Below are 22,122 nucleotides of genomic sequence, written 5' to 3'. Positions count from 1 at the left end.
AATGTACTAGGTTAATTTTGGATTTTGGGTTGAATCTAGATGTTTCCTCAACCAACAACTGCTGCTAATATTTACTAACCTAACCAAAATACCATGCAGGACATAGGCAACATTTTAGACAACCGGGTGCTGCTGGTTGCTCTGATAGCTTGTTTAATTGCTCAAGCCCTAAAGCTCGTAGTCGAGATCGTCAAACATCGCAAACTGAATATACGTGTTTTGGTGACAACCGGAGGTATGCCCAGTGCCCATTCAGCTTTAGTTACAGCTCTAGCCGCAGGTGTAGGGCAAACACTCGGTTGGGCATCTCCTGATTTTGCCGTTGCAATGATTTTTGCCATCATCGTCATGTATGATGCAGCCGGAGTTCGCCAAGCAGCTGGTAAGCAAGCTCGTATCCTAAATCAAATGATTGATGAATTATTTCATGAAAAACCAGACTTTAGCCAAGACCGTCTGAAGGAATTACTTGGACATACACCAGTTCAAGTAATAGCTGGGTCGGCTTTGGGTATAACCATCTATTGGTTAGCTAGGTCTGCTTATTAGTCAATAGTCTACAGTCTACAGTTTATTAACGAATGACTAATGACTAATGACTAATGATTAATGACTAATGACTACAACCGTACAGTTGAACGCAGCAGAATTACCTTACGACTATCTACTATGCTGGCAACAAAACCGCCATTGTTCAGCTTCTGTAAGGTATTGTATGCTTCAGTTTGGTTAGTCGTATAAACTGCCAACAAGTAAGGGCGTTGTCCATAAGAAACAAAACCTACGTTCCCTCCCACTACTTGTTGCACACTATTTACTAGTTCTGGACGGTTGTAATAATCTACCAGCACTGCATAACCTTCTCCTAATGCTTGAGGATTATAGTTAACTGTTTGCTGAGGTTGCTGTAGCTGTTGCTGTGGCTGCTGTAGCTGTGCTTGTTGCTGTGGCTGCACATCCGGCGTTGTTGGTCGAGTGGTGATAATGGCAGACAAGCCAACAATATTGCTGACATACCTTGCCCATCGATTGGCATCATCAATTTTATTAAAGCCCCCTATCCGCGTCACAGTTTCGTTCAAATATTTACAGGTAATCGTTTTCAGTTCCGGCGGTAAAGCACTACGCAACTGTTTTTGATTATCTGCTGTGGGACTGACTACTAATAAAAGATACTCACCAGCAGTTGGTGGTTGACAAGGGGGAGTGGTTTGTTGGGCAAAAACAGGACTCATGCCATCAATAAACCCTGCGTAAGCGAAGCTCATCGTAGACATCGCTAATCCTAAAACACTTGGTAAAATCTGAAATCTATGCACAAAAGTTAGATTATGTAAATCAAGGTGTCTTAGAAGATTTTATAAGAAAAAAGCTAAAAACCCAGTTACTTCAGTATGGAGATAAAATGAGTGTCAAAAAATATATTTTTTCGCTCAAAAATAAAATTAGGGAGTGGGGAAGAGGCAGAGGGGCAGGGAGCAGGGAGCATGGGAGTAGAGGAGAATAATAAATAATCAATACCCAATGCTCAATGCCCAATACTCAATGCCTAAGAGACGGTAGCAAGGGATGCCAATGCATCGGGTATTGTCTCAGAAGGAGCTTGGAATTCACCAGTGATGACGTACTCTAAACGCAGTTTTAACCAAGTAATAAATTGAGGATTAGTAGAAATAATTGCTACTGCTGGTTGAGGACACTTCGCCTTTAGCTCTGTAAACTGCGGTGTTTCTAAGAAAGCTGGTTGCTCAACCAACCAAAAATCTATTTGTTTTTCTTGTTCGTGGTAGTGGCGGGTGCGTTCTTTGAGAACTTCGTGTGTCGGTTCTTCTTCGAGAAGAAATTTTTTACTAGCCAAAACGTAATAATATGTTTGCATTTTCATCCTCTGGTTACTATGTGAATAATTTAAGGGCACAGTACTGCACTCTGTACCCCTAAAAACTAACTCTTGTGCTTCTTGAACCAAGAACTGAACGGACAAGCACTTCCCTGCTTTTGAGCATTTATCTGTTTGCCACCAGATGTTAGCTTTTCCAAGAACAAATTATTGTCGAAGTAATGTTCCAAGGAAATAACCTTCAAGTCATCGGTAACTTTTGCAATGCTCATGCCGATAATTTCTACTGTCTCCCCAGTAGGTGCATGTCCTTTGTATTCTCCTTTAAAATGTCCCCAATGCCGCCATTTGAATGTGACATTTGGTGGCCCTGAGAAAACTTCCAGCACTTCCCAAGGAAATCCTTGAGGAAATGTTGTGTGGAAGACTTTTGCGGATGATTCAAAGCTTTCTTCTGAAGCCTTGTAGTGTTCTGAATCAGCCATAAATAAATTGTAAGTACCTTGGGCTGATACATCTGCTGCTGTGTACTCGACTCCGCCATTAGTACTTACACGAAACTTGTCATTCACAATAGATAACCACTCTTGCGGGTTAGCTTTAAAAGATACCTCCATCTCGAAGGTTCGCACCAAGTTTTGCACGATCGCTTCTAGTGTACCTTCAAGGTGATTATAGGTACTTTCTTGAGCGAGATTCTCTTTGGAACGGGAATAATCAGGCGGTGTCTGATAGCGCCACTCGACATCAGTGCTTTCTGCTATCACCTTATCTCTATCCTGTACCCAAAGTGGCAGGTCGTTAGACTGTGTTGCGCTCATAGAAGTTTTTGCTGAAGGTTTGCTCTCAATTTCTAGATTTCGCAGTAGACAACCCTCTTTTAAGATGTGGGAGTGGGGAGTGGTGAGTGAGGGCAGGGGGAGCAGAGGAGAATATTTAATTATCAATGCCCATTCCCCATTCCCTACTCCCTATTCCCTCTTATAGCTTCTTTCATCTCGCGGACTGCCCTTTCCATACCTACTAATGCTGCCCGGCTGATGATGGTATGACCAATGTTCAGTTCTTCCATACCTGGAAGCGCAGCTACCGGATAGACGTTCCAGTAGGTGAGTCCATGACCAGCGTTGACTCGCAATCCAGCTTGAATCGCTTGCTCACACCCTTTAGCTAATATGGCTAATTCTCGCTGGCGATTTGTTTCATCTTTAGCCTCAGCATATTGTCCGGTGTGCAATTCAATAAATTTTGCCTGCACCTTGACAGATGCTTCGATTTGTGCTGACTCTGCGTCGATAAATAAACTAACTGGAATGTTAGCGCTTTGCAATTTATTGACTATCTCACCTATTCTAGCAATTTGCCCGATAATATCTAATCCGCCTTCTGTTGTGACTTCTTCGCGCTTTTCGGGGACTAAAGTTACATAATCTGGTTTGATATCGAGAGCGATCGCTAGCATTTCATCTGTAGCGGCCATTTCTAAATTAAGATGCGATCGCACTGTTTCTCGCAATATACGCACATCCCTATCTTGGATATGCCGCCGATCTTCCCGCAGATGCACCGTAATGCCATCTGCACCCCCTAATTCTGCCAGTACCGCCGCCGCTACAGGGTCAGGTTCCACTGTCCGCCGTGCTTGCCGGATGGTGGCGATGTGGTCAATGTTAACGCCAAGTGTAGCCACCCAAAATTTCTCCCAAATCCACAGTCCTCAGAATTTGATTTTACCGGAAATACTGGTCTTAGGGACTTCTAACTAAAAAAATATCCCATTGCATTTAGGGCAGGGGGAAGAAACTAATCGTGTTGAGTCCAGGAATTGGGATAATTTATTTTTTGGAGTTCTCTTACATAGCAAAGTGGTTAGTATAATTCATTATTTGGTCAAATCAAAGGCTAAATATAGCAGAAAGCACAAGAGTTAAAGTTATGCTTTGCGTTGGTAAAGTATCAAAGACTTAATGAAGTTCTAATAGGATTTAAACACGACTTAAAACAATGTCTGCAACAATATAATAATTCTGGGACGATCGCACTTCTAGAATGCACAAATTTGCTCACTTTTCTGTTGAACATTATTACTAGATTCTTTTTTTACTTTGTACACTGTATAAATGCTAGAATCCTCAAGTAGACAGTTAGGATACTTAGATGCCAGTTGTAACTAACTCAATCAAGTTTGGTACAGACGGCTGGCGGGGCATTATTGGTGACGAGTTCACCTTTGAACGCCTAGCCCTGGTCGCACCAGTTGCCGCAAAAGTATTATATGATACATATTTTTCTACGGTGGGTAGCCGGACAATAATTGTCGGTTACGATCGCCGATTCATGGCCGAAGATTTTGCTCGTGCTGTTGCTGATACTGTCACCTCTGTCGGATTTGATGTGCTACTGAGCGAAAACTTTGCCCCAACCCCAGCTTATAGTTGGGCAGCAAAACAACTCAACGCTTTAGGGGCGCTAGTCATTACAGCTAGCCATAATCCTGGTAAATATTTGGGGTTAAAAGTCAAGGGTTGTTTTGGTGGTTCGGTGCCGCCAGAAGTCACAAAAGAGATCGAAGAGCAGTTGTCGGTTGGAGTCCCATTAGCAGCTACTCCAGGCAAGCAAGAGAAATTTGATCCTTGGCCCAGTTATACTCAAGCATTAGAACGTAAAGTTGATATTGCCAAAATTCGAGAAGCGATCGCCTCTGGCAAATTGACATTGTTTGCCGATGTTATGCATGGCGCGGCGGCTGGCGGATTGGCGAGACTACTAGGTAATCAAGTCAAAGAAATCAACTCAGAACGCGATCCCCTATTTGGTGGTGGTGCGCCAGAACCCCTGCCCAAATACCTTTCAAAGCTATTTGAAGTCATTAAAACTCATCGAGACACAGATAAATCAGCTTTAACGGTGGGGTTAGTATTTGATGGAGATTGCGATCGCATTGCGGCTGTAGATGGAGAAGCCAACTTCTTAAGTTCCCAAGTCTTAATTCCAATATTAATCGACCATTTAACTTTGCGGCGCGGCTTTAGTGGTGAAATAGTCAAAACTGTTAGTGGTTCCGACTTAATGCCCCTGGTAGCAGCACTACATAACCTGTCGGTATTTGAGACAGCAGTTGGTTATAAATACATTGCTGACAGAATGTTAGTCGCAAAAGTGTTGCTGGGTGGCGAAGAGTCGGGAGGGATTGGCTATGGTAGTCATATTCCCGAACGCGATGCACTGCTGTCAGCATTATACGTTCTAGAGGCGATTGTAGAATCTGGTTTTGATTTAGGTGAGTATTATCGCTACTTGCAGAAACAAACAGGGTTTATTTCAGCTTATGATCGCATTGATTTACCCTTAGCAAGTATGGAAGTGCGATCGCGTCTTCTGCAACAACTACAAACTCAACCCTTAACCGAAATTGCTGGGTTAGCAGTGATTGATTGCCAGACAATTGACGGCTACAAGTATCGCCTCGCTGATAAAAGCTGGTTAATGATTCGATTTAGCGGTACTGAGCCAGTTTTACGCCTCTACTGCGAAGCCCCGACAATTGAGCAAGTGCATCAAACTCTTGCTTGGGCGAAACACTGGGCAGAGTAAAATTAATTATTAGTCATTAGTCCTTTGTCCTTAGTAAATGACCAATGACTAATGACCAATGACCTAATGACTAATGACCAAATTACTCGTAGTAGCTACAGGGAATCCAGGTAAGTTGCGGGAAATGCAAGCTTATCTGGAAAATTCTGGTTGGGAATTAACCCTCAAACCTGAAGAATTGGAAATTGAAGAAACGGGCGAAACCTTTGCCGCTAATGCTTGTTTGAAAGCATCACAAATTGCTAAAGCGACAGGAAACTGGGCAATTGCTGATGATTCAGGCTTGCAAGTAGATGCTCTAAATGGCGCACCAGGGGTATATTCTGCACGTTATGCCAAAACCGACTCAGAACGCATTGCTAGGCTATTGAAAGAATTAGACAACGAGGTAAATCGACAAGCTCAATTTGTTTGTGCAGTAGCGATCGCTCGTCCTGATGGTGCGATCATATTAGAATCTGAAGGTATTTGTCGCGGCGAAATTCTCCATGCACCGCGTGGTGAGGGTGGTTTCGGCTACGATCCAATTTTTTATGTCCAAGAGTTGCAATTGACCTTTGCGGAGATGACACGGGAGATGAAAGGGTCAATTAGCCATAGAGGCAAGGCTTTTACAGCTTTACTTCCACAGCTAGAGAAAATTAAGAGTTAGAAATTGGGAGTTTAGATTTATGAATTGTACTAAATCATCACTCATTTAGTCTTGACTCACAAATCATAACTCCTGTACAGACGCGATTAATCGCGTCTCTACTCATAACTTTTTTAAACTGCTTCTGTGTTCTTTTCGCCGGTGCGAATCCGAATCACTTGCTCAACAGGCGAGATGAAAATTTTACCATCGCCGATTTCACCAGTGCGGGCAGCAGCAATAATTTTGTCTACCACCATATCAACTTGATTATCATCAACGACGATTTCCACTTTGAGTTTCTGTAGAAACTCAACGGTGTACTCAGAACCACGATACCGTTCAGTTTGACCTTTCTGCCGTCCGAATCCCCGGACTTCAGAAACAGTCATGCCGACAATACCAGCGTTAACCAAGGCAATTTTTACCTCATCTAGCTTGAATGGGCGAATGATAGCTTCTACTTTTTTCATCTTTTTGACTCCTGACTTCTAGTAGCTTCGTTTATATATCTAACCAGATCCGTTGTCTGAAGCTGTAACTAGCAGTGCTTTTCCTAAAATATATGTAATAATTACCACTTTTTTAAAGTGTAGAGGGTTTGGGACATAAAAAGCGGCAAGGATTTATTAATTAGATAATCTTTAAGGTCGTAACATAAAGAAGTTGCTGTAAATTAAGCATTTTATGTAGCTTTTATAACCTAAAAATAAATAAATTCCGCCATTTAGCAAATATGCTCAGATATTTTAGAAAATGATTGCAGAGGAATTGCTTGGTAGCTCGAAAGCTTGGTGCTGCTGACTGTGAGAGTGTCAACTAACGTTTCTGATGTTCAAATAAGGGACGCACAACGAAATATCCAGCACTAAAGGCAGTAAGCATGATTAACAATATGGTGATAATTAGCCACCAGCCATTGAGTTCCTTGGCATCTGGCTCGGTAGTAGGATAATAACTTACTTGTTGCTCTTCTATATAAACTGGTTGTGGTATTGGGAAATTTATTTCCATTACAGGTGGAGAAAAATCTTGGCGACGGCTTTTTTCGGGTGGCGTTTTGAGAGTAACGGGTGAATGAGAACGAGACTGCTGAGGTGGACGCGCTTGTGTTCCTGGCACTTGAGCGGCATTTTTGTCATTAGAGGCTTGGGGAACTTGGTAATAACCAGGCGCAGTATGGGAATCCACAAACTTTTGCAAATGAGAAAAAGACTCAACAACTTTGGTAATTTCTTGGCGTAATAGTTGATTTTCTTGTGCTAATTGCTGATTTTTGGTGGTAAGTGCATGTAACTTCGCCTGTGTTGCTTGTAACTCTGTTGACAATTCCCTATATACAGAAAGTGGTACAGAGGGAGGGGAAGCTTGAGTAGTCGGTGTTGGCGAATTCCTGTGAACTGAACCTATGGTTGTTCGCATCGGGGACTTGGTATTAAAAATCAAAGTAAGTAGGTCGTACAGAGATGCTAACAAAGATAGTCAGCCCTGAAACTATGCCCAAGAATAATAGAAAAATGCCGAAAGAGCAAAGATTTATTATTGAGAATTGAGAATTGAGAATTGGGAATTGGGCATGGGGCATGGGGCATTCATTGGGCATTGGGCATTAGTTATTCTTTCTCCCCCTGCTCCCCCTACCTCCCCACTCTCTACTCCCTACTCCCTACTCCCCATAATGGGAAGAAATGTCCTACAGGGCCTTGCCCTTCGCCAATATCTAAGGCGTAAGTGAGTGCAGTAGTCACATACTTCTTTGCCTCTTGCACTGCCTGCCACAAGCCTTGTCCCTTGGCCAGATTAGCAGCGATCGCAGCCGATAGTGTACAGCCAGTACCGTGGGTATTTTTTGTCTCTACCTGTTGGCAAGTCAAAACTTCCAACTTGTCCCCATCAAACCAGATATCAACACCACGTAAATCTCCTTGCATACCTCCGCCTTTGACTAAAACAGCCTTCGTCCGTAAAGTCTTGTGAATAACTTCAGCAGCAGCTTGCATATCCTCTAAAGAATTAATTTGTAAACCGCTTAAAATCTGGGCTTCGTAGCGATTCGGCGTGATCATAAGTGCCTTTGGAATCAGGGCATGGCATAGAGTCTTCACAGCATCATCATCAATCAATTGTGCCCCTGTACGTGACACCATTACCGGATCAACTACTAAATTATTGATTTGTAAAGCTTCCACCTGCTGGGCAACAGCAAAGATAATTTCCTGATTAAGCAACATTCCGGTTTTGGCAGCTTGTACGCCAATATCCTCAACTACTGCCTGAATTTGCGCCACGACAGCCTCTATTGGCATGGCATCAACCCTTTTCACTCCTAAAGTGTTTTGTGCCGTAATGCAGGTTATAGCACTAGTACCGTGGACACAGTGAAAAGCAAAGGTACGTAAATCAGCTTGAATTCCTGCACCGCCACCACTATCTGAACCAGCAATAGTCAAAGCGACGGGTATTCTGGAGTTTATTTCAGTTTTCATATTATGAAGATTAAGTAAGTTGGCACCATCAAACCAAACTATCTCAAAGATTGATCAACTAGACCAAAACCTTGTTCTTTCCAGCCTCCTTTGCGATCGCAACCACAAAGATTTACGATAACCTGACTTAAAAGTGCTGTTAGGGGTAGCGGGGCGTTTAGTAAAGAGGGCATCGCTTCTTCAAGAATTTTTAGAGAAACTTCATCAAAACCTTGCACAAAGCGCTCTTTGCTCCCATATTACTCTCAAAATTAACAGAACTTCAGCACGACATCTCCATAAAAATTTCGCTTTTGCTGTAAAAAAAAATACTAAATTCAGAATATTTACTGATTCTTGTCTTCTGTGTAAAGGTTAGTTTTAATACATGAGTTCACAAGCCTCAGTTACACCGCTTACAACAAGTTCGACCAAGTTGTTACATTAGTTCCCTTTAAGTTAAAGGTAAACCTACTAAAGTTTCAACCAATTCAACTTTGATCACTCAATAAAACGCAGAGATGACAGAAAACTGCTTTGGCTTTGCGCTGCCTTGTCTGCGTGCAAATTGTCCGATTACCCTCAATAAAACAGTGACGATTGACGGTATCGACATCCCTACTTTAACCATCCACGGTTAATAGGATAAAGATTTTCAGTTTTATAACTGTCTTTCTACAAAAAATGCAATTTAAAGTTGCGATCGCCTACGCCATCGCATAACTGCAACTGTCTTTAAAAGTACAGATAAATCATCCATTCAAATAACTACTTAGCAACTTAGTTTATTGCTGAGAACTTACTAACAATTCCCCTTATAAACATTAGGAGTTAATCTTATGGCTGGCAACATATACTACGTTTCTGGAACAGGCAATGATAAAAATAATGGTTTGAACGAAGGATCTGCATTTCGTACCCTCCAAAAAGCTGGGGACTTAGTGAAGGCAGGTGATACCGTCTACGTCATGAATGGTACTTACACAAATATTTACCCTAATATTCTGAGTATTTCAGATAAGCACGGTACCGCTAGTGCGCCAATCACATTTACTGCTTATCCCGGGCACACACCTGTTCTAGAAGCACACAAAAACAATTGGAATGCTATCTCAATTACAGGGTCTTCTTATGTAGTTATTAATGGGCTGACGCTGGTAGGAGCACGAGATGAAACTACATTAGAATATGCGCTAGAACATAAAGACAACCCAAATTCAGAAACATCTGGGAACGGTATTAATATTACATATATCGATGGCAACGAAAAGGAACGTTCACATCACATCACAATTAGCAATAACAACGTTTCTAAGTTTCCAGGAGGCGGGATTGCAACAATGGAAGCAGACTACATTACAGTAAAAAACAATGTGGTTTCTGGAAATGCTTGGTACTCACCTCATGGAACCCAAGGAATTACAATGCTTAACCTTTGGAATTCCGATCAAAACGTAACAGATTATAAAGTAATTATTAAAGATAACATTGTCTTTAATAACAAACAATTAGTTCCTTGGGTTACTGTAGGAAAAATAACAGAAGGTCATGGAATAATGCTTGACACTTCTTTTATTGGAGATGTTGCTTACACCGGCAAAGCTTTAATCAGTAAGAACTTAATTTATAACAATGGTGGTGCAGGTGTTCAGATTTTCAAAGGAGAAAATCCTGTCGATATAGTAAATAATACAATTTACCAGAACTCTCAAGAACTCTCATCTGGAGAAGTTTTCCTTAACAGAGCTAACAATGTTAGGGTTTCTAACAATATTTTGTATGCAAAGGACGGAGAGTCTGCTAGTTCTATTGTTAGTTCTAGTAATACTTCATTTGATAATAACCTTGCTTATAACGGAACTTTTAAAGGCACAGGAACAGGAAATGTTTTAAATAAAGACCCGTTGTTTGTTGATGCAGCAAATGGTGACTTTAGGCTTAAATCTGGAAGTCCTGCGATCGATGCTGGTTCCAATACCTTCAATAGCATCACCAAGATTCTTCCCCTAGATGGCGATGGCAACGGCAGTGTATTGACTGATATTGGTGCATACGAAGCCCCCACTATTAAGACTCCTACCCCCGAAATTGAAGTTCTTGATGGCACAGTTGACATTGCAGATAACAGCACTACTGCCATTAACTTTGGTGAGGTCGTTGTTGGCAGCACCGTGACCAAAACTTTTACCATTAAGAACACAGGTATAGCTGCACTCACTCTGAGTAATCTTAAACTCCCCGACGGTTTTAGTTTGGTAGGAACTCTTCCAGCTAGTGTGGCTGCTAAGACTTCGGCGAATATAACAGTGGCACTAAATACGACTATTGGCGCAACCTACACTGGCAACTTCAGTTTAACCAACAACGATAGTAACGAAAGCCCTTTTGACTTTGCTATTAGTGGTAAGGTTAACGCTCCCGAAATCCACGTTTTCGATGGCACTGTTGATATTGTAGATGGCAGCACTAATGCTATTGACTTTGGCGAAGCCGCTTTTGGCAGCACTGTAACTAAAACTTTCACCATTAAAAATACGGGTAAAGCTCCACTCAATCTGAGTAATTTAGAACTCCCCAAGGGCTTTAGTTTAGTAGGAACTCTTCCAACTAGCTTGGCTATCAACAATTGGACGAATATAAGGGTGGCACTCGATACGAAAACACCCGGAACATATTCTGGCAGATTCAATTTGATCAACAACGATCCTAACGAAAGCTCCTTCGACTTTGCCATTAGCGGTAAAGTTCAGCCCGCTCCTACCCCTGAAATTCAAGTTCTCAATGGCACAGTTGACATTGCAGATGGCAGCACTACTGCCATCGACTTTGGCAACGTCGCTTTCGGTAGTACCGTAACCAAAACTTTCACCATAAAGAACATCGGTACAGCTACGCTCAACCTGAGTAATCTTAAACTCCCTAACGGCTTTAGTTTAGTAGGAGATTTTCCATATACTGTGGCTGCCAACGATTCAAGAAATATAACGGTGGCACTCAATACGAATACACCTACACCTGGAACATATTCTGGCAGTTTCAGTTTGACCACCAACGATAGTGACGAAGGTCTCTTTGACTTTGCTATCAGTGGCACAGTTAAACCCCCTGTTGCTAGCGAAATTTATCTTCTTAATGGCACTGAAAATTCTGAGTACTTAAAAGGCAATGCCCCATCTAACAAGATTTATGGGTTTGGGGGTGCAGACACCATCGTAGGTAATCTAGGAAATGACCAAATTTCAGGAGGCGATGGAAACGATACTCTCTGGGCAGGTGATGGTGATGACCTGCTCTATGGCGATAGCGGCAATGACAAGCTTTCGGCTAGCAACGGTAACGATACGCTATTTGGTGGTGTCGGTGATGACCAACTATTAGGGGAGTCAGGTAATGACTGGCTTTATGGGGGCACAGGCAATGATGTACTTACAGGGGGTTATGGCGCTGACACCTTTGTGTTCGCTTCTGGTGACGGCACGGACTCCATTACTGACTTTGAAATAGGTAAGGATAGAATTGCCTTGTCAGGAGGTCTCAAGTTCGGTCAATTATTGATACAGCAACAAGGAAGTCAAACTTTCATTATGGATAGTTCTGACAATCAAGTGTTGGCGAAGTTGGACAATGTTACTGCAAGTATACTTTCGGCTCAACCTTCCGCTTTTATCACTATTTAGTTATCTCTTTTGATAACCAAGTCTCTTCTCTTTTCTTCTTAGGCTACGCCAACGGAGCAGGTGTAGAGGAATAACTACACAAAGAAGATTTAATATTGAGTAACTAAATTCTTTGCTCGGCTTCCTTACACCTTATGCTTGTAAGGGGTTGTGTTCAAAAACTGGCATTAGTCTGTTGATCCCTGACCTTGAGGTACAGGGATTTTAATTATCACTTTCATTGAGTTCCCTTGTAAGGATAGGCTTCACCGATTGAGGGCTAGTCTCTACAGAGGATATGTTTTCACTCCTACGTCTGGAGACAAGGCTTAACTTTTTCTAGGGTAATTACGCTCACCTGTAAGGTTATGAAGTTGTCATCTACAAGGGATTAAAGTGCGAACTCAATCCTAATGGATTACCCTGTAGAAGCCAGTCATCTTCCGATTATTCGGTTTCGACTGAACAAATCGCACTTCAATGCTGTGTTTACTTCTCGGTTTTTGCTTGCACAACTAAGGTGAATCAAACACGCCCATTGGCCCAAGCCTAATCGTGAATATTTCTACATCCGTGATGGCTATGTGAGGCCCTTGTTGGGTGTGGGCTGGCGTAAACCAAAAAATTCCAGCAGAACAACTCTTTCCTCCAGTTTCCACAACTCCCTTCATCACATAAACATACTCATCACAAGGATGAGTATGAATGGGAATTGTTGTACCCGCTTTCATCGTTAACAAGTGTATTGAACCCTGAGATACAGGCTCGGCTAGAGGGAAAAACTTAGCACCAGGAAACTGCTCAATGTCCAGCATTCGCTCAGAGTCAGTTTGAATAAAGGTCTGTTCTAGCATGTTCTTTACCTATTTAAAACTGATAAGTGTTCTAGCATTATGTAAATGTAAGACAAAAAACACTCTTTGCAAGAGAATGATGAATCAAGAACTTGATCTAAATGAATACAAGCAACAGATTGCCGATTTATACAGTCGCAGAGGCCAAACTTATGATCAGGGCGATTGGCATCCTCGAATTGCTCATCGTCTGGTTGAACAGGCACACATTAGCCAAGGACAGCATGTTTTAGACATTGCAACGGGAACAGGTATGGTGGCGATTGAAGCAGCACAGCTTGTCGGTTTTGCAGGTCGAGTTGTTGGAGTGGACATTTCAACTGGGATGCTTGAGCAGGCAAAACGCAAGATTGAGGCGTTAGGGCTGAATAATATTGAGTTTGTACTCGCGGATGCCGAGGAACTGAATTTTCCAGCCAACAGTTTTGATGTTGTCCTATGTTCCTCAGCCCTAATTTGGATGTCTGACATTCCCAAGACATTACGCCTTTGGTATCAATTGCTTAAACCTGGTGGGCTAATTGGCTTTCATGCATTCGCAGACACCGCTTTTGTGGAAGGTGTGACTATGCAAAAAGTCGCCGAAAAATATGGTGTTTCACTTGCGTTCAGTAAACCAACAGGCACTATTGAAAAGTGCCATGACCTAATAATAACAGCAGGCTTTGAGGCGATTGAAATTAAGTCTGAGCAAGATGGTAGCTACATTAGCATAGAACAGGCAAAGCAAATGTGGGCTAGAAGTTCTCATCCAGCACCTGGGCAATTTCCAAATCCTATGAAGCAACTCTCATCTGGGCAACTCGAGGAAGTTAAGGCGGAATTTGAAGCAGAATTGGCAGCATTAGTTACGGAACAAGGCATTTGGAACGATCTGACAATTTTTTATACCTTTGGTCGCAAGCCAATAGGCTAATACAGTTGAGATCAATAAATTCTCTTTTGGTAGAAAAAACTTGACAGCGAAATTTTTTATTAGTATATTTGTACTAATAAACTACTTACATGTTGTATAAAACTTTAAACACTCGACTACGCCAACAAGAGAGTACAAAATTAATGAAGCTATCTAAGGTAGACTTGAGCAGTTTAGTCGCGATCGCTCACTCTGATGGATATTTGCAGTTATTGCTTGATCGAGGTGACGAACTAGAGTTTTTGGAAATTCCAGCACCAGTACAGGCTTATGAAGGATTGCAAGAACTGAACGAGGCGATAGCTGAACCGACTGCATTACTTTTTGAAGAAGAACCAATTGCGATGTTACCAGTTAGCTCATCAATGGCGATCGCTGTAGGCTATGATCGCGACGAACAAATTTTGCAAGTTGAGTTTCAAAATGGAGGTGTTTATCAGTACTTAGGCGTAAACGAGGATACTTGGGAAGATTTACATTCCTCTGACTCAATTGGCAGCTTTTTCAATCAAGCGATTAAAGGTAGATATGACTGCGATCGTCTAGATCATGCAGATTATACTATTGACGAATAACTGCATGTAAGGTTTTTAATAATTCTTGCGTCGTGTAGGGTTTGGGTAAAAAGGCTGTATGTTCATCTATTTTGTCAATTGATACTTGATCACTTGTTACAAGTCCACTCACAACAATAATCGGCAATAATGGATTGATATTTTGCAATTTCCGAATAGTAGTTTCTCCATCCATCTTAGACATCATCATATCGATAATTGCAGCACTAATTTTATCTTTATGCTGGGCATAAATTACTAATGCTTCGATGCCATCACCAGCAGTCATTGCCGTGTAATTATAATTTTCTAAAGATGTTTTAGTAATTTCCTGAATGGCAGTTTCATCATCTACAACCAAAATACATTCTCCACATCCAGTTAGTATTTCCGTATCTTCTAACAACTGAATTGGCACTTGATTAACTGCTGGTAAGTACACCTTAAACTTTGTTCCCTTGCCTACAAAACTTGATACAGTGATAAAACCACCGTATTCTTTAATAATTCTCATTACTGTTGATAACCCAAGTCCTGTACCTTGACCCAACTCTTTTGTTGTAAAAAATGGTTCAAAAATTCTATTTAATATTTCACTATTAATTCCAAGCCCGGTATCAGCAACTGTCAGAACAATGTAAGCACCAACCGTAGCTTCTATATGCATCCTGACATAAGTTTCATCAATCCAAATATTCTCGGCAGATATTGTTAAAGTTCCGCCTGTAGGCATGGCATCCCGCGCGTTGAGACACAGATTAATCAGTACCTGATGGAGTTGGGTACTATTGGCACAAATAGGTAACAAGTTCTCCTGAATTTCTGTGTCCACTGTGATTGATTTCGGAAATGTTTGTGAGATAATTTGCTGTATTTCTAAAATCAGGTGTTTAACTTGAAGCACCGTGCATGGGCGTGCAGCGGTTTGTCCTTGAATATTGCTTTCAATTCCCCGAGAAAAAGACAGCACTTGTTTTACCAAATCAGCACCACGTTTGGCATTACTTTCTATTATTGACAGCATCTGATCCATCTGTTGATTGCAGCTTTTAGATTTGAGCAGATGCACTGCCATCAAAATTGGTGACAACACATTATTTAAATCGTGAGCAATACCACTAGCAAGAGTGCCTATACTTTCCATGCGTTGAGCACGTAAAAATTCTTGTTCTAGTTGTTTTTTTTGGGTAATATCAGTATCAACAACAAAGATTGATTTAGCTTGAGAATGTTCATCATTTATCAGCGTCCAGCGACTTTCAACGATGAGTTTTTTACCAGATTTGCTGGTTTTCTGTAACTCACCTTGCCAAGATCCATCCTTTAATAGAGTCTGATAAATTTCTAGGTTTTGCGACAAAGGTTCAGTGGAAAAAAGTTCATCTGACTGCTTACCAATAGCTTCTTTTGACTTCCAACCGTAAAGTTCTTCAGAATTTTTGTTCCATAATAAAATTTTGTTGTCCAAATCTTGCACGACAATTGCATCAGTGACAAAATCCAGCAATGCTTCTTGTTCCTGCTTGTACTCCTGTTTAAGGCTTGCTAGTTCAGCTAAGTTCCGCCGGATTTCTAGTTGTCTAACTACTAGGCGGCTAAGAGTTTCCAATGCTTCCACTTGTTTGGGACTGATTTGACGTGGTATGCGATCGCTTATACACAGAGTCCCGATCGCTTCTCCTCCTGGTGCTAACAAAGGTACGTCTGCATAAAATCTTACGCAAAGTCCTTCATAAGTAACTATAGGATTCGTAGCAAAACGTTCATCAGCTAAGGTATCGGGAATAATTAAAACTTCGCCACTTTCTATACAAATCAATCCGAACCCTGTATCTCGTGGCATTTCCTGTACATCTAACCCCACTCTGGCTTTAAACCATTGACGGTTAGCGTCAATTAGATTAATCAAAGCGATCGGTGTGTTACAAATCTGTGCGGCTAAGAATGCTAGATCGTCGAATGCTTCTTCTGATGGAGTATCGAGAATCTGGTACTGATGCAGAGCCTTAAGCCTTACTGCTTCATTGTTACACACTAAAGATTTCATTAAATCGTTCCTAACTATTGTTGAATGACAACTTACCCTCGTGTTACTAAAAAACGTCGATTTACAGCGCTTTCTGTAGAGGATTTATCTGTCACTGCACTTGATAGCTCAATGAAGTCACTATCAGATAATTTAAATAACCGACCAAGCATATAGCTTGATGATTTTAATTATACTAATATGCCTTAAGAAAGATGAACAAGAATTTTTGTAATTTTAAGTAAATTTTAGAAGATTTACAGTCTTATAATTTTTTGTTAACAGATAAAATTACTTCTACTTAGATTAAGTATGCGGTAATATATGCAACTAATGCCACAAGGAGTATAGCTCACATATAACGATAAGCGCTATAGGGCATTGCTGAATTGAGGCATGAATCCGGATGTAGAGACGTAGCACTGCTACATCTCTACAAGGATTTTGGTATTATGCAAAATTATTTTGATACATGGAATCAGCAACGCCCGTTATAGCAAGAGCAACTAAACATACACCAGCAGTGTTTTGTTCAGGGACAATAGAAAAAGCCCACATAATACAATCGCAGTTATGACGACTACACTTAACTCTGCTGTTAAACCAAAAGCCGAAGATAGTTTTGCTATCAGCTTTGCACCATTGTCTCTTGAAGAAATCTATGCTTTGTCTAACGATCCAGCCAACGGTGCTGTGGTTATCATGAGTGGCGTAGTTCGTAATCAAACTGATGGTAAACCTGTAGTTGCTCTAGAGTATCAAGCTTACGAACCTATGGCATTGCGGATATTTTATCAAATTGCTGCTGATATTCGCTTATCTACGCCTGATGTGAATCGGGTAGTGATTCATCACCGCACTGGACGTTTGCAAGTTGGAGAAATTAGCGTTTTAGTCGCAGTAGGTTGTCCTCATCGAAGCGAAGCTTTTGAAGCTTGCCAGTATGCTATTGATACCCTCAAACATAATGCCCCCATTTGGAAAAAAGAACATTGGGAAGATGGTTCTAGCCGTTGGGTAAGTATTGCTGCTTGCGAAACATCAGGAGAAAATTGTTAAAATTTCTGAGATTATTAAACACGCTTGATTTATCCAGCAATTAGCGAACTATAACGTATGCCGCAGCTATGCCTGTCTTAGGGACTTCCAACTAAAAAAATATCCTATTGGTGTATAGGCAGAGGGGCAGGGAGCAGGGGGCAGGGGGAGAAAGAAGAATATTATCTGAGTAAATTGGATAATTTATTTTCTGCAAGTCCCTTAGACATTGCTAAGTGCTGGATGGCATCAACCAGTACATCACTATTTGAGCTTTAACTTTCCCAAATAGTAAAAAATACACGAGTTTTTTATTTGTTCAAAATTTAAACCAATCGGTAATACCAATTCGCAATGGGCAACTCTTGGAGACACTAAAAGCGAACGCCCCGCTACGCTAACGCAATGATGCTCGTTCCTGGCTAACGCAATTAAGAAACTTATATCCAGCAAGACTTTCCTGATTTACATCTATTGTGTTGCCCTTTTTTGAAGAATTGGCATAATCTCTAATTCCCAAACCTACTTAACAGAAATATTTAATCTTTAATAAAAATATTTCTATTTGCAAAAAAACAATTTATGTTGCATTTGTTTACAGAAAATGCATGACTCTATTGAGGTTTGTAAATAATTTGTATTTCTAGAAGGAATATTCCTTTAGACTGATCTTCAACAGAAAAATGTGGGGACAAACACAAATGCATTCGTTAAATATATTTTGTCACGAATTTGTAGTTGCTGTTTCCTTTCTAGCTTGCATTGTTGGGCTGGTGTTACTGTGGGACAGTAAGCAGCAAAAAAATGATGTAGAAGAAACAGAGCGGATTTTATTTAGAATGAGCTTTACTTACTGGCTAGTTTATTGTGTAGCCTTTGGTATAGAAAAAATAGTTTTACCCGACTGGGAATCTGTACTCATGACTTTGAGAATAACTACGGCTCTGTCATATTTCTTAACTTTTTCTTGCATTGTTAGTCTGCCACTACACAAATTTGCAGTACACCGTGTTGAAGAATAGTTATAGGGCATGGGAAATTGGGAATTAGGCATGATTATTTCATAGCGATCGCTAATGCCGTTTCTAATTCTGACTGCGCCAAAGAAGTTAAAATAAAGACCTCTTGTACAGTCTTTCCCTGCCGTGCAATTACTTTATAGCCGCCGCGAATCGGTACTGAAACGCGCAGTTGCATTTTCGGGCAATGGCCTTTTGCCCGCCCAATCACTCCGGGCGTCACAGTTTGAATATTGTCCTGCTGACAAAGACGTTCTAAAATGGGGATGAGACCATCAAGGTGAGTCGAGTGATTCCAAACCAGTCTGCCAGCTTTTTGCGTTCGCGTAGCGTCTCGTAGAGAAGCCGATCGGAGGGAATCTGGGGTGGGTTTGCCCATGATAATTAAGCTGCTTCTAGAGGTGCCATTGTCAAACCTGCTCGATGCAGCTGCTGGTGATAGAGTTCCGCAGGTTCTTGGGGCCCGACCCAGACGATCGCTTGACCTTCATAGTGTACCTGATTAGTTAAATCCCATGCGCGATCGCCAGTCATTCCTGGAATATATTTCATCAAACATTCACTCACATGTTGAAATGTATTAAAATCATCGTTTAATACAATCACTTTGTAATTCGGATAAGTCTTACGGGTAACTTGATTAGACCGTTCAGGAGCTTTAGTTGGTGCTGTGGCCATCCCGTAAACATCTGCTGAAAGTGTCATAACCATAGAACAATTAAGCAAGATAATTTTACAAAACTACACTACAAACAACTAGTTTAGTCGATTGTCAGTTGTCATTTGTCATTTGTGCATTGTCTGTTGCCCTCAACAAATGACCAATGACAAATGACCAATAACTATCTATCGCCAATTATCCCAGTTTTCGTTAAAAATGGATGTATCGGGGAAGGCTGTGGGGTTGCCATTTTGTTCCAAAAGCCGTTTGAGTGCTTCTAGTTGTAGCTCTTGTTTGGGTAAGTCATCGACTAGTTGGTAGGGTGCGATCGCATTTTTTAGGGCAAAACTAGCCACAGTTCCCGCAGCTGCGCCAGACGACCATTCAAAGGAATGGACTCGATAAGCAGCAGCAGCAATATGACTACTAGCAATGCTTTTGCCTCCTACTAGCAAATTATCAATTTTTTGGGGAATCATTGCCCTCAAAGCAATTTGGAAGGGATAAGCTTGGCCTGCACCACGTCTTTCACCTGGACGTTCTGTATTACCAGGAGCTTCTGGGGGGCTATTCACCATGCAAGGATGGAAATCTATAGCGTAGTGACCAATACCTACAGCATCGGGGAAGATGGTAGAACGAGTCCGTCGCATTGCTTTTTCTGGTGAGACTTTACCTTCAATTACTGATACTGCTTCCAAACCTGCAAGTGCTGCTCGTAGCCTCCGATACATATCTGCTGGCAGAGTCTGGGAGTAATACTTATCATTGTAATCTCGGCGAGAAATATCAATTTCCCAAATACCAAAGCCACCAGGTTGTCCCCAACTAGGGCGTCCAATAATCCGCCGTGCTTCGCGCATATAGGGATATTTCGATAAGCCATGTACTGTCCCCATCGGGGAATTTAAACCTGAGACAAAGCGGTTATTGCTTTGCTGCTGCTTTACACCTTCCCCCAGTTGGGAATCTGTAGTCCCAGCTACTAACCAATAATAGAAAGATAGGGCATTTTCCTCAGCTTTGCGGAGGGTTTCTGTTCGCAATCCCCCCATCCAACCCCCTGGTTTTAACTGTCCAGTACTTTCTAACTGTTGGCGACTATAAATCAGGTTATCTTGGGCTGTTCCAGGGCGGTAATCGTTACCCCAAGTCCAGTTTTGCATCGAGATATCCCCTGGTGTAGGAGCATCAAAACTTACACCACCGAATTTTTCTGTTTTCCCTTTTTTTGGACTTAAAATGCGACGATAGGTGAAAACTAAGTCAAAGTTAGCCAGTCGTTTTAATTCATAGCTGAAATATGGAGCGTATTGTGGATAAAATGCTGGCATCGTCTGCGGTTGCGGTTCCTTAGTTGCCTCCATTGCAAAGGTGTAGGTAAAGCCTTGAGGGCAATAAGGGTCGTTGTTGGTGCTAGACGCAGAAGGTTCTAGGTAAGAAAGGGCATCAATACCCAATCGGTAGGGGACATCAGCAAGGGCGATAATTTCTCCAGTTTCGCTCGCGTCTACGACGTACCATTTAGGAGCATCCCCTTTATCTGCCTTGGGAAGGAAACGGATAATAGTTTTGGTAAACCGAGATGAGTTTTCGTAGCTATAAGAATCTTCAATACTTTGAGATAAAGTAAAGGTATTGAGTGGTGGTGCGCCTTTTGCTGGTTGATGTTGGATTGCGATCGCACTATCAATTATTTTGCCATCAGCAGCGATTTCCAAATCCTTAATTACCGTGTTGGGAAACCATTGCAACTTCCCTTTGCCAAGCTTTTCGGCATCTTTGAGCATCTGGACTAAAATGTTGTGAGCATCGTGGGGAAGAAAGCAAGATTCACTTACCCAACAGTCACCGGGGTTAAGTTTACCGTATTTGCGCCCAATCCGCTTTCGCAATTCTAGATAGCCGCGAGAATAGAATTTTAGGGCACGCTGAGTTGGGCGTTCATCTAACGCAGATGTCCCTTGAGAAGAAATTTGTCCTCCCAGCCAATCAGTAATTTCCGTAAGGCAAACTGTTCGTCCTGCGAGTAACCCCTCGTAAGCGGTGGCGACACCCGATAGTCCACCACCTACAACTAAAATCTCGCAATTGACAGTTTTATCTGGGGTTCTTGGTACTGTGGCGATCGCCTTTGATGTTGGCGCTGCGATCGCTCCATCAAATCCAATTAAGGTAAATATTAAATTGAGACTGAACAGCGATGTCAAGCTATAGGCTACTTTGTGTCTGCGCTTCATGGTAAAAAAAACTGCTCCAAATCCTGTGTCATCTTGTAGAAGGTAGCATCCAGGAAATGATCATCACAAGTTTATAAGAGTAAATATATTTAAATACAATTTTTACACTTCAAATACTGAGTATGTATGCTAAATTCACCCTGAAGTTATTAAAAGCTCTTATCTGTGGTTTATAGTAGGAACGTTGCTCAACCGATCGCCAGTAACGCGCCGCTAGTTGGCGTACTTTTTCAGCACGTTGTACAATTCCGTCTCCTTGTTGCCATGCTAAAAAGTCTGCTTTATCCGCCCAGTCTAAAGCGCGACGGTTCATTTCTTGGGCGATCACTTGTGTATCATGTGGATGTGGATATGGGCGAGTCAGAAAGTAAATAGCACCAAATGCCGCTTTACCGTTGGCATTCAAAATATTGAAACCACGCCCGATCGCACTCATCGGAGCAACAAGAATCTTTCCCTTAGCCTGCTCAAAAGTTTCAACATCTGCACGATTGGTTTTAGAGATAGTCAGCAAATTAGAACCACATTGACAACTTTAGTAGTCAATAAGCGGCAAAAAGTTACATTTTTGACAAAATATAGTTCAGATGTATTATTATCTATAGTTCAAACGTATTAACACTGAGTT

At 41.5% G+C, this 22,122-nt stretch carries 23 protein-coding genes; 9 read left to right on the top strand and 14 right to left on the bottom strand.

What is annotated here, in order from left to right:
• The first annotated feature begins 93 nt into the window (after positions 1-93).
• Positions 94-549, top strand: coding sequence for a divergent PAP2 family protein (locus tag RMY00_RS21980; RefSeq protein ID WP_109007520.1), 456 nt, complete (start codon positions 94-96; stop codon positions 547-549).
• A gap of 71 nt (positions 550-620) precedes the next feature.
• Here the strand turns inward: RMY00_RS21980 and RMY00_RS21975 are convergent, their stop codons facing one another.
• A complete protein-coding gene (locus tag RMY00_RS21975; RefSeq protein ID WP_322649562.1) occupies positions 621-1,277 on the bottom strand; it encodes a hypothetical protein in 657 nt (218 codons plus the stop codon).
• Between the two features lie 17 nt (positions 1,278-1,294).
• Between RMY00_RS21975 and RMY00_RS21970 the strand changes: the two genes are divergently transcribed.
• A complete protein-coding gene (locus tag RMY00_RS21970; protein WP_322649561.1) occupies positions 1,295-1,507 on the top strand; it encodes a hypothetical protein in 213 nt (70 codons plus the stop codon).
• A gap of 42 nt (positions 1,508-1,549) precedes the next feature.
• Here the strand turns inward: RMY00_RS21970 and RMY00_RS21965 are convergent, their stop codons facing one another.
• The 3 genes from RMY00_RS21965 to RMY00_RS21955 form a co-directional block, all read right to left on the bottom strand.
• The gene (locus tag RMY00_RS21965) at positions 1,550-1,879 is read right to left on the bottom strand and encodes an MgPME-cyclase complex family protein (RefSeq protein WP_322649560.1); all 330 of its coding nucleotides are present in this window, start codon (positions 1,877-1,879) and stop codon (positions 1,550-1,552) included.
• Positions 1,880-1,944: 65 nt separating this feature from the next.
• On the bottom strand, positions 1,945-2,661 hold the full coding sequence (locus RMY00_RS21960; RefSeq protein ID WP_322649559.1) for a SnoaL-like polyketide cyclase: 717 nt from the start codon (positions 2,659-2,661) through the stop codon (positions 1,945-1,947).
• Between the two features lie 143 nt (positions 2,662-2,804).
• A complete protein-coding gene (locus RMY00_RS21955; protein WP_322649558.1) occupies positions 2,805-3,530 on the bottom strand; it encodes a pyridoxine 5'-phosphate synthase in 726 nt (241 codons plus the stop codon).
• 467 nt (positions 3,531-3,997) lie between these two features.
• Between RMY00_RS21955 and RMY00_RS21950 the strand changes: the two genes are divergently transcribed.
• Positions 3,998-5,434, top strand: a complete 1,437-nt coding sequence (locus tag RMY00_RS21950) for a phosphoglucomutase/phosphomannomutase family protein (RefSeq protein ID WP_322649557.1) — start codon at positions 3,998-4,000, stop codon at positions 5,432-5,434.
• A 73-nt stretch (positions 5,435-5,507) separates the two neighbouring features.
• Positions 5,508-6,086 carry an RdgB/HAM1 family non-canonical purine NTP pyrophosphatase gene (gene rdgB, locus RMY00_RS21945; protein WP_322649556.1) on the top strand — a complete coding sequence of 193 codons (579 nt, stop codon included), beginning with the start codon at positions 5,508-5,510 and terminating at the stop codon, positions 6,084-6,086.
• A 113-nt stretch (positions 6,087-6,199) separates the two neighbouring features.
• On the opposite strand, the gene RMY00_RS21940 is transcribed toward rdgB, so the two are convergent.
• The 4 genes from RMY00_RS21940 to RMY00_RS21925 form a co-directional block, all read right to left on the bottom strand.
• Entirely contained in the window at positions 6,200-6,538 is a 339-nt protein-coding gene (locus RMY00_RS21940) for a P-II family nitrogen regulator (RefSeq protein WP_012410794.1), read from the bottom strand.
• Between the two features lie 346 nt (positions 6,539-6,884).
• The gene (locus tag RMY00_RS21935) at positions 6,885-7,487 is read right to left on the bottom strand and encodes a hypothetical protein (RefSeq protein WP_322649555.1); all 603 of its coding nucleotides are present in this window, start codon (positions 7,485-7,487) and stop codon (positions 6,885-6,887) included.
• Positions 7,488-7,717: 230 nt separating this feature from the next.
• Positions 7,718-8,551 (bottom strand): bifunctional hydroxymethylpyrimidine kinase/phosphomethylpyrimidine kinase, encoded by an 834-nt coding sequence (gene thiD / locus RMY00_RS21930; RefSeq protein WP_322649554.1) that lies wholly within the window; start codon positions 8,549-8,551, stop codon positions 7,718-7,720.
• A 38-nt stretch (positions 8,552-8,589) separates the two neighbouring features.
• Positions 8,590-8,769 (bottom strand): hypothetical protein, encoded by a 180-nt coding sequence (locus RMY00_RS21925; protein WP_322649553.1) that lies wholly within the window; start codon positions 8,767-8,769, stop codon positions 8,590-8,592.
• Positions 8,770-9,369: 600 nt separating this feature from the next.
• Here RMY00_RS21925 and RMY00_RS21920 point away from each other — a divergent pair.
• Positions 9,370-12,207 (top strand): choice-of-anchor D domain-containing protein, encoded by a 2,838-nt coding sequence (locus RMY00_RS21920; protein ID WP_322649552.1) that lies wholly within the window; start codon positions 9,370-9,372, stop codon positions 12,205-12,207.
• A gap of 494 nt (positions 12,208-12,701) precedes the next feature.
• Here the strand turns inward: RMY00_RS21920 and RMY00_RS21915 are convergent, their stop codons facing one another.
• Complete coding sequence (locus tag RMY00_RS21915) at positions 12,702-13,040, bottom strand: cupin domain-containing protein (RefSeq protein WP_322649551.1); 339 nt, start codon at positions 13,038-13,040, stop codon at positions 12,702-12,704.
• A 76-nt stretch (positions 13,041-13,116) separates the two neighbouring features.
• Between RMY00_RS21915 and RMY00_RS21910 the strand changes: the two genes are divergently transcribed.
• Together RMY00_RS21910 and RMY00_RS21905 are read left to right on the top strand one after the other, a co-directional pair.
• On the top strand, positions 13,117-13,956 hold the full coding sequence (locus RMY00_RS21910) for a class I SAM-dependent methyltransferase (RefSeq protein ID WP_322649550.1): 840 nt from the start codon (positions 13,117-13,119) through the stop codon (positions 13,954-13,956).
• 143 nt (positions 13,957-14,099) lie between these two features.
• Positions 14,100-14,531 (top strand): KTSC domain-containing protein, encoded by a 432-nt coding sequence (locus RMY00_RS21905; RefSeq protein ID WP_322649549.1) that lies wholly within the window; start codon positions 14,100-14,102, stop codon positions 14,529-14,531.
• On the opposite strand, the gene RMY00_RS21900 is transcribed toward RMY00_RS21905, so the two are convergent.
• Positions 14,518-16,557, bottom strand: coding sequence for an ATP-binding protein (locus RMY00_RS21900; RefSeq protein WP_322649548.1), 2,040 nt, complete (start codon positions 16,555-16,557; stop codon positions 14,518-14,520). The genes RMY00_RS21905 and RMY00_RS21900 overlap by 14 nt on opposite strands.
• 552 nt (positions 16,558-17,109) lie before the next feature.
• Between RMY00_RS21900 and RMY00_RS21895 the strand changes: the two genes are divergently transcribed.
• Positions 17,110-17,595, top strand: a complete 486-nt coding sequence (locus RMY00_RS21895) for a molybdenum cofactor biosynthesis protein MoaE (RefSeq protein WP_322649547.1) — start codon at positions 17,110-17,112, stop codon at positions 17,593-17,595.
• A gap of 680 nt (positions 17,596-18,275) precedes the next feature.
• The gene (locus RMY00_RS21890; protein WP_322649546.1) at positions 18,276-18,596 is read left to right on the top strand and encodes a hypothetical protein; all 321 of its coding nucleotides are present in this window, start codon (positions 18,276-18,278) and stop codon (positions 18,594-18,596) included.
• A 34-nt stretch (positions 18,597-18,630) separates the two neighbouring features.
• Here the strand turns inward: RMY00_RS21890 and RMY00_RS21885 are convergent, their stop codons facing one another.
• From RMY00_RS21885 to RMY00_RS21870, 4 genes are all read right to left on the bottom strand, one after another.
• Positions 18,631-18,972 (bottom strand): DUF2103 domain-containing protein, encoded by a 342-nt coding sequence (locus tag RMY00_RS21885; protein WP_322649545.1) that lies wholly within the window; start codon positions 18,970-18,972, stop codon positions 18,631-18,633.
• A 5-nt stretch (positions 18,973-18,977) separates the two neighbouring features.
• Positions 18,978-19,304: an ATP-dependent Clp protease adapter ClpS gene (clpS, locus tag RMY00_RS21880; protein ID WP_306423312.1), complete on the bottom strand. Its 327-nt coding sequence runs from the start codon at positions 19,302-19,304 to the stop codon at positions 18,978-18,980.
• A gap of 135 nt (positions 19,305-19,439) precedes the next feature.
• Positions 19,440-21,494, bottom strand: a complete 2,055-nt coding sequence (locus RMY00_RS21875) for an FAD-dependent oxidoreductase (protein WP_322649544.1) — start codon at positions 21,492-21,494, stop codon at positions 19,440-19,442.
• 109 nt (positions 21,495-21,603) lie between these two features.
• The gene (locus tag RMY00_RS21870; protein WP_322649543.1) at positions 21,604-22,008 is read right to left on the bottom strand and encodes a hypothetical protein; all 405 of its coding nucleotides are present in this window, start codon (positions 22,006-22,008) and stop codon (positions 21,604-21,606) included.
• Positions 22,009-22,122 lie beyond the last annotated feature (114 nt).

Origin of the sequence: Nostoc sp. ChiVER01 (assembly GCF_034531155.1) — a bacterium.
Lineage (GTDB): Bacteria > Cyanobacteriota > Cyanobacteriia > Cyanobacteriales > Nostocaceae > Nostoc.
Note: the sequence above shows the minus strand (reverse complement) of the source record. Positions and strands in the feature narration are given on the sequence as shown.

Excerpts from the sequence above, each read along its gene's own strand:
- RMY00_RS21915 (WP_322649551.1), bottom strand. The coding sequence starts at position 13,040 with ATGCTAGAACAGACCTTTATTCAAACTGACTCTGAGCGAATGCTGGAC.
- RMY00_RS21895 (WP_322649547.1), top strand. The coding sequence starts at position 17,110 with ATGACGACTACACTTAACTCTGCTGTTAAACCAAAAGCCGAAGATAGT.
- RMY00_RS21965 (WP_322649560.1), bottom strand. The coding sequence starts at position 1,879 with ATGCAAACATATTATTACGTTTTGGCTAGTAAAAAATTTCTTCTCGAA.
- RMY00_RS21885 (WP_322649545.1), bottom strand. The coding sequence starts at position 18,972 with ATGGGCAAACCCACCCCAGATTCCCTCCGATCGGCTTCTCTACGAGAC.
- RMY00_RS21935 (WP_322649555.1), bottom strand. The coding sequence starts at position 7,487 with ATGCGAACAACCATAGGTTCAGTTCACAGGAATTCGCCAACACCGACT.
- clpS (WP_306423312.1), bottom strand. The coding sequence starts at position 19,304 with ATGGTTATGACACTTTCAGCAGATGTTTACGGGATGGCCACAGCACCA.
- RMY00_RS21920 (WP_322649552.1), top strand. The coding sequence starts at position 9,370 with ATGGCTGGCAACATATACTACGTTTCTGGAACAGGCAATGATAAAAAT.
- rdgB (WP_322649556.1), top strand. The coding sequence starts at position 5,508 with ATGACCAAATTACTCGTAGTAGCTACAGGGAATCCAGGTAAGTTGCGG.
- RMY00_RS21905 (WP_322649549.1), top strand. The coding sequence starts at position 14,100 with ATGAAGCTATCTAAGGTAGACTTGAGCAGTTTAGTCGCGATCGCTCAC.
- RMY00_RS21975 (WP_322649562.1), bottom strand. The coding sequence starts at position 1,277 with ATGTCTACGATGAGCTTCGCTTACGCAGGGTTTATTGATGGCATGAGT.
- RMY00_RS21960 (WP_322649559.1), bottom strand. The coding sequence starts at position 2,661 with ATGAGCGCAACACAGTCTAACGACCTGCCACTTTGGGTACAGGATAGA.
- RMY00_RS21980 (WP_109007520.1), top strand. The coding sequence starts at position 94 with ATGCAGGACATAGGCAACATTTTAGACAACCGGGTGCTGCTGGTTGCT.
- RMY00_RS21940 (WP_012410794.1), bottom strand. The coding sequence starts at position 6,538 with ATGAAAAAAGTAGAAGCTATCATTCGCCCATTCAAGCTAGATGAGGTA.
- RMY00_RS21890 (WP_322649546.1), top strand. The coding sequence starts at position 18,276 with ATGCATTCGTTAAATATATTTTGTCACGAATTTGTAGTTGCTGTTTCC.
- RMY00_RS21910 (WP_322649550.1), top strand. The coding sequence starts at position 13,117 with ATGATGAATCAAGAACTTGATCTAAATGAATACAAGCAACAGATTGCC.
- thiD (WP_322649554.1), bottom strand. The coding sequence starts at position 8,551 with ATGAAAACTGAAATAAACTCCAGAATACCCGTCGCTTTGACTATTGCT.
- RMY00_RS21900 (WP_322649548.1), bottom strand. The coding sequence starts at position 16,557 with ATGAAATCTTTAGTGTGTAACAATGAAGCAGTAAGGCTTAAGGCTCTG.
- RMY00_RS21950 (WP_322649557.1), top strand. The coding sequence starts at position 3,998 with ATGCCAGTTGTAACTAACTCAATCAAGTTTGGTACAGACGGCTGGCGG.
- RMY00_RS21875 (WP_322649544.1), bottom strand. The coding sequence starts at position 21,494 with ATGAAGCGCAGACACAAAGTAGCCTATAGCTTGACATCGCTGTTCAGT.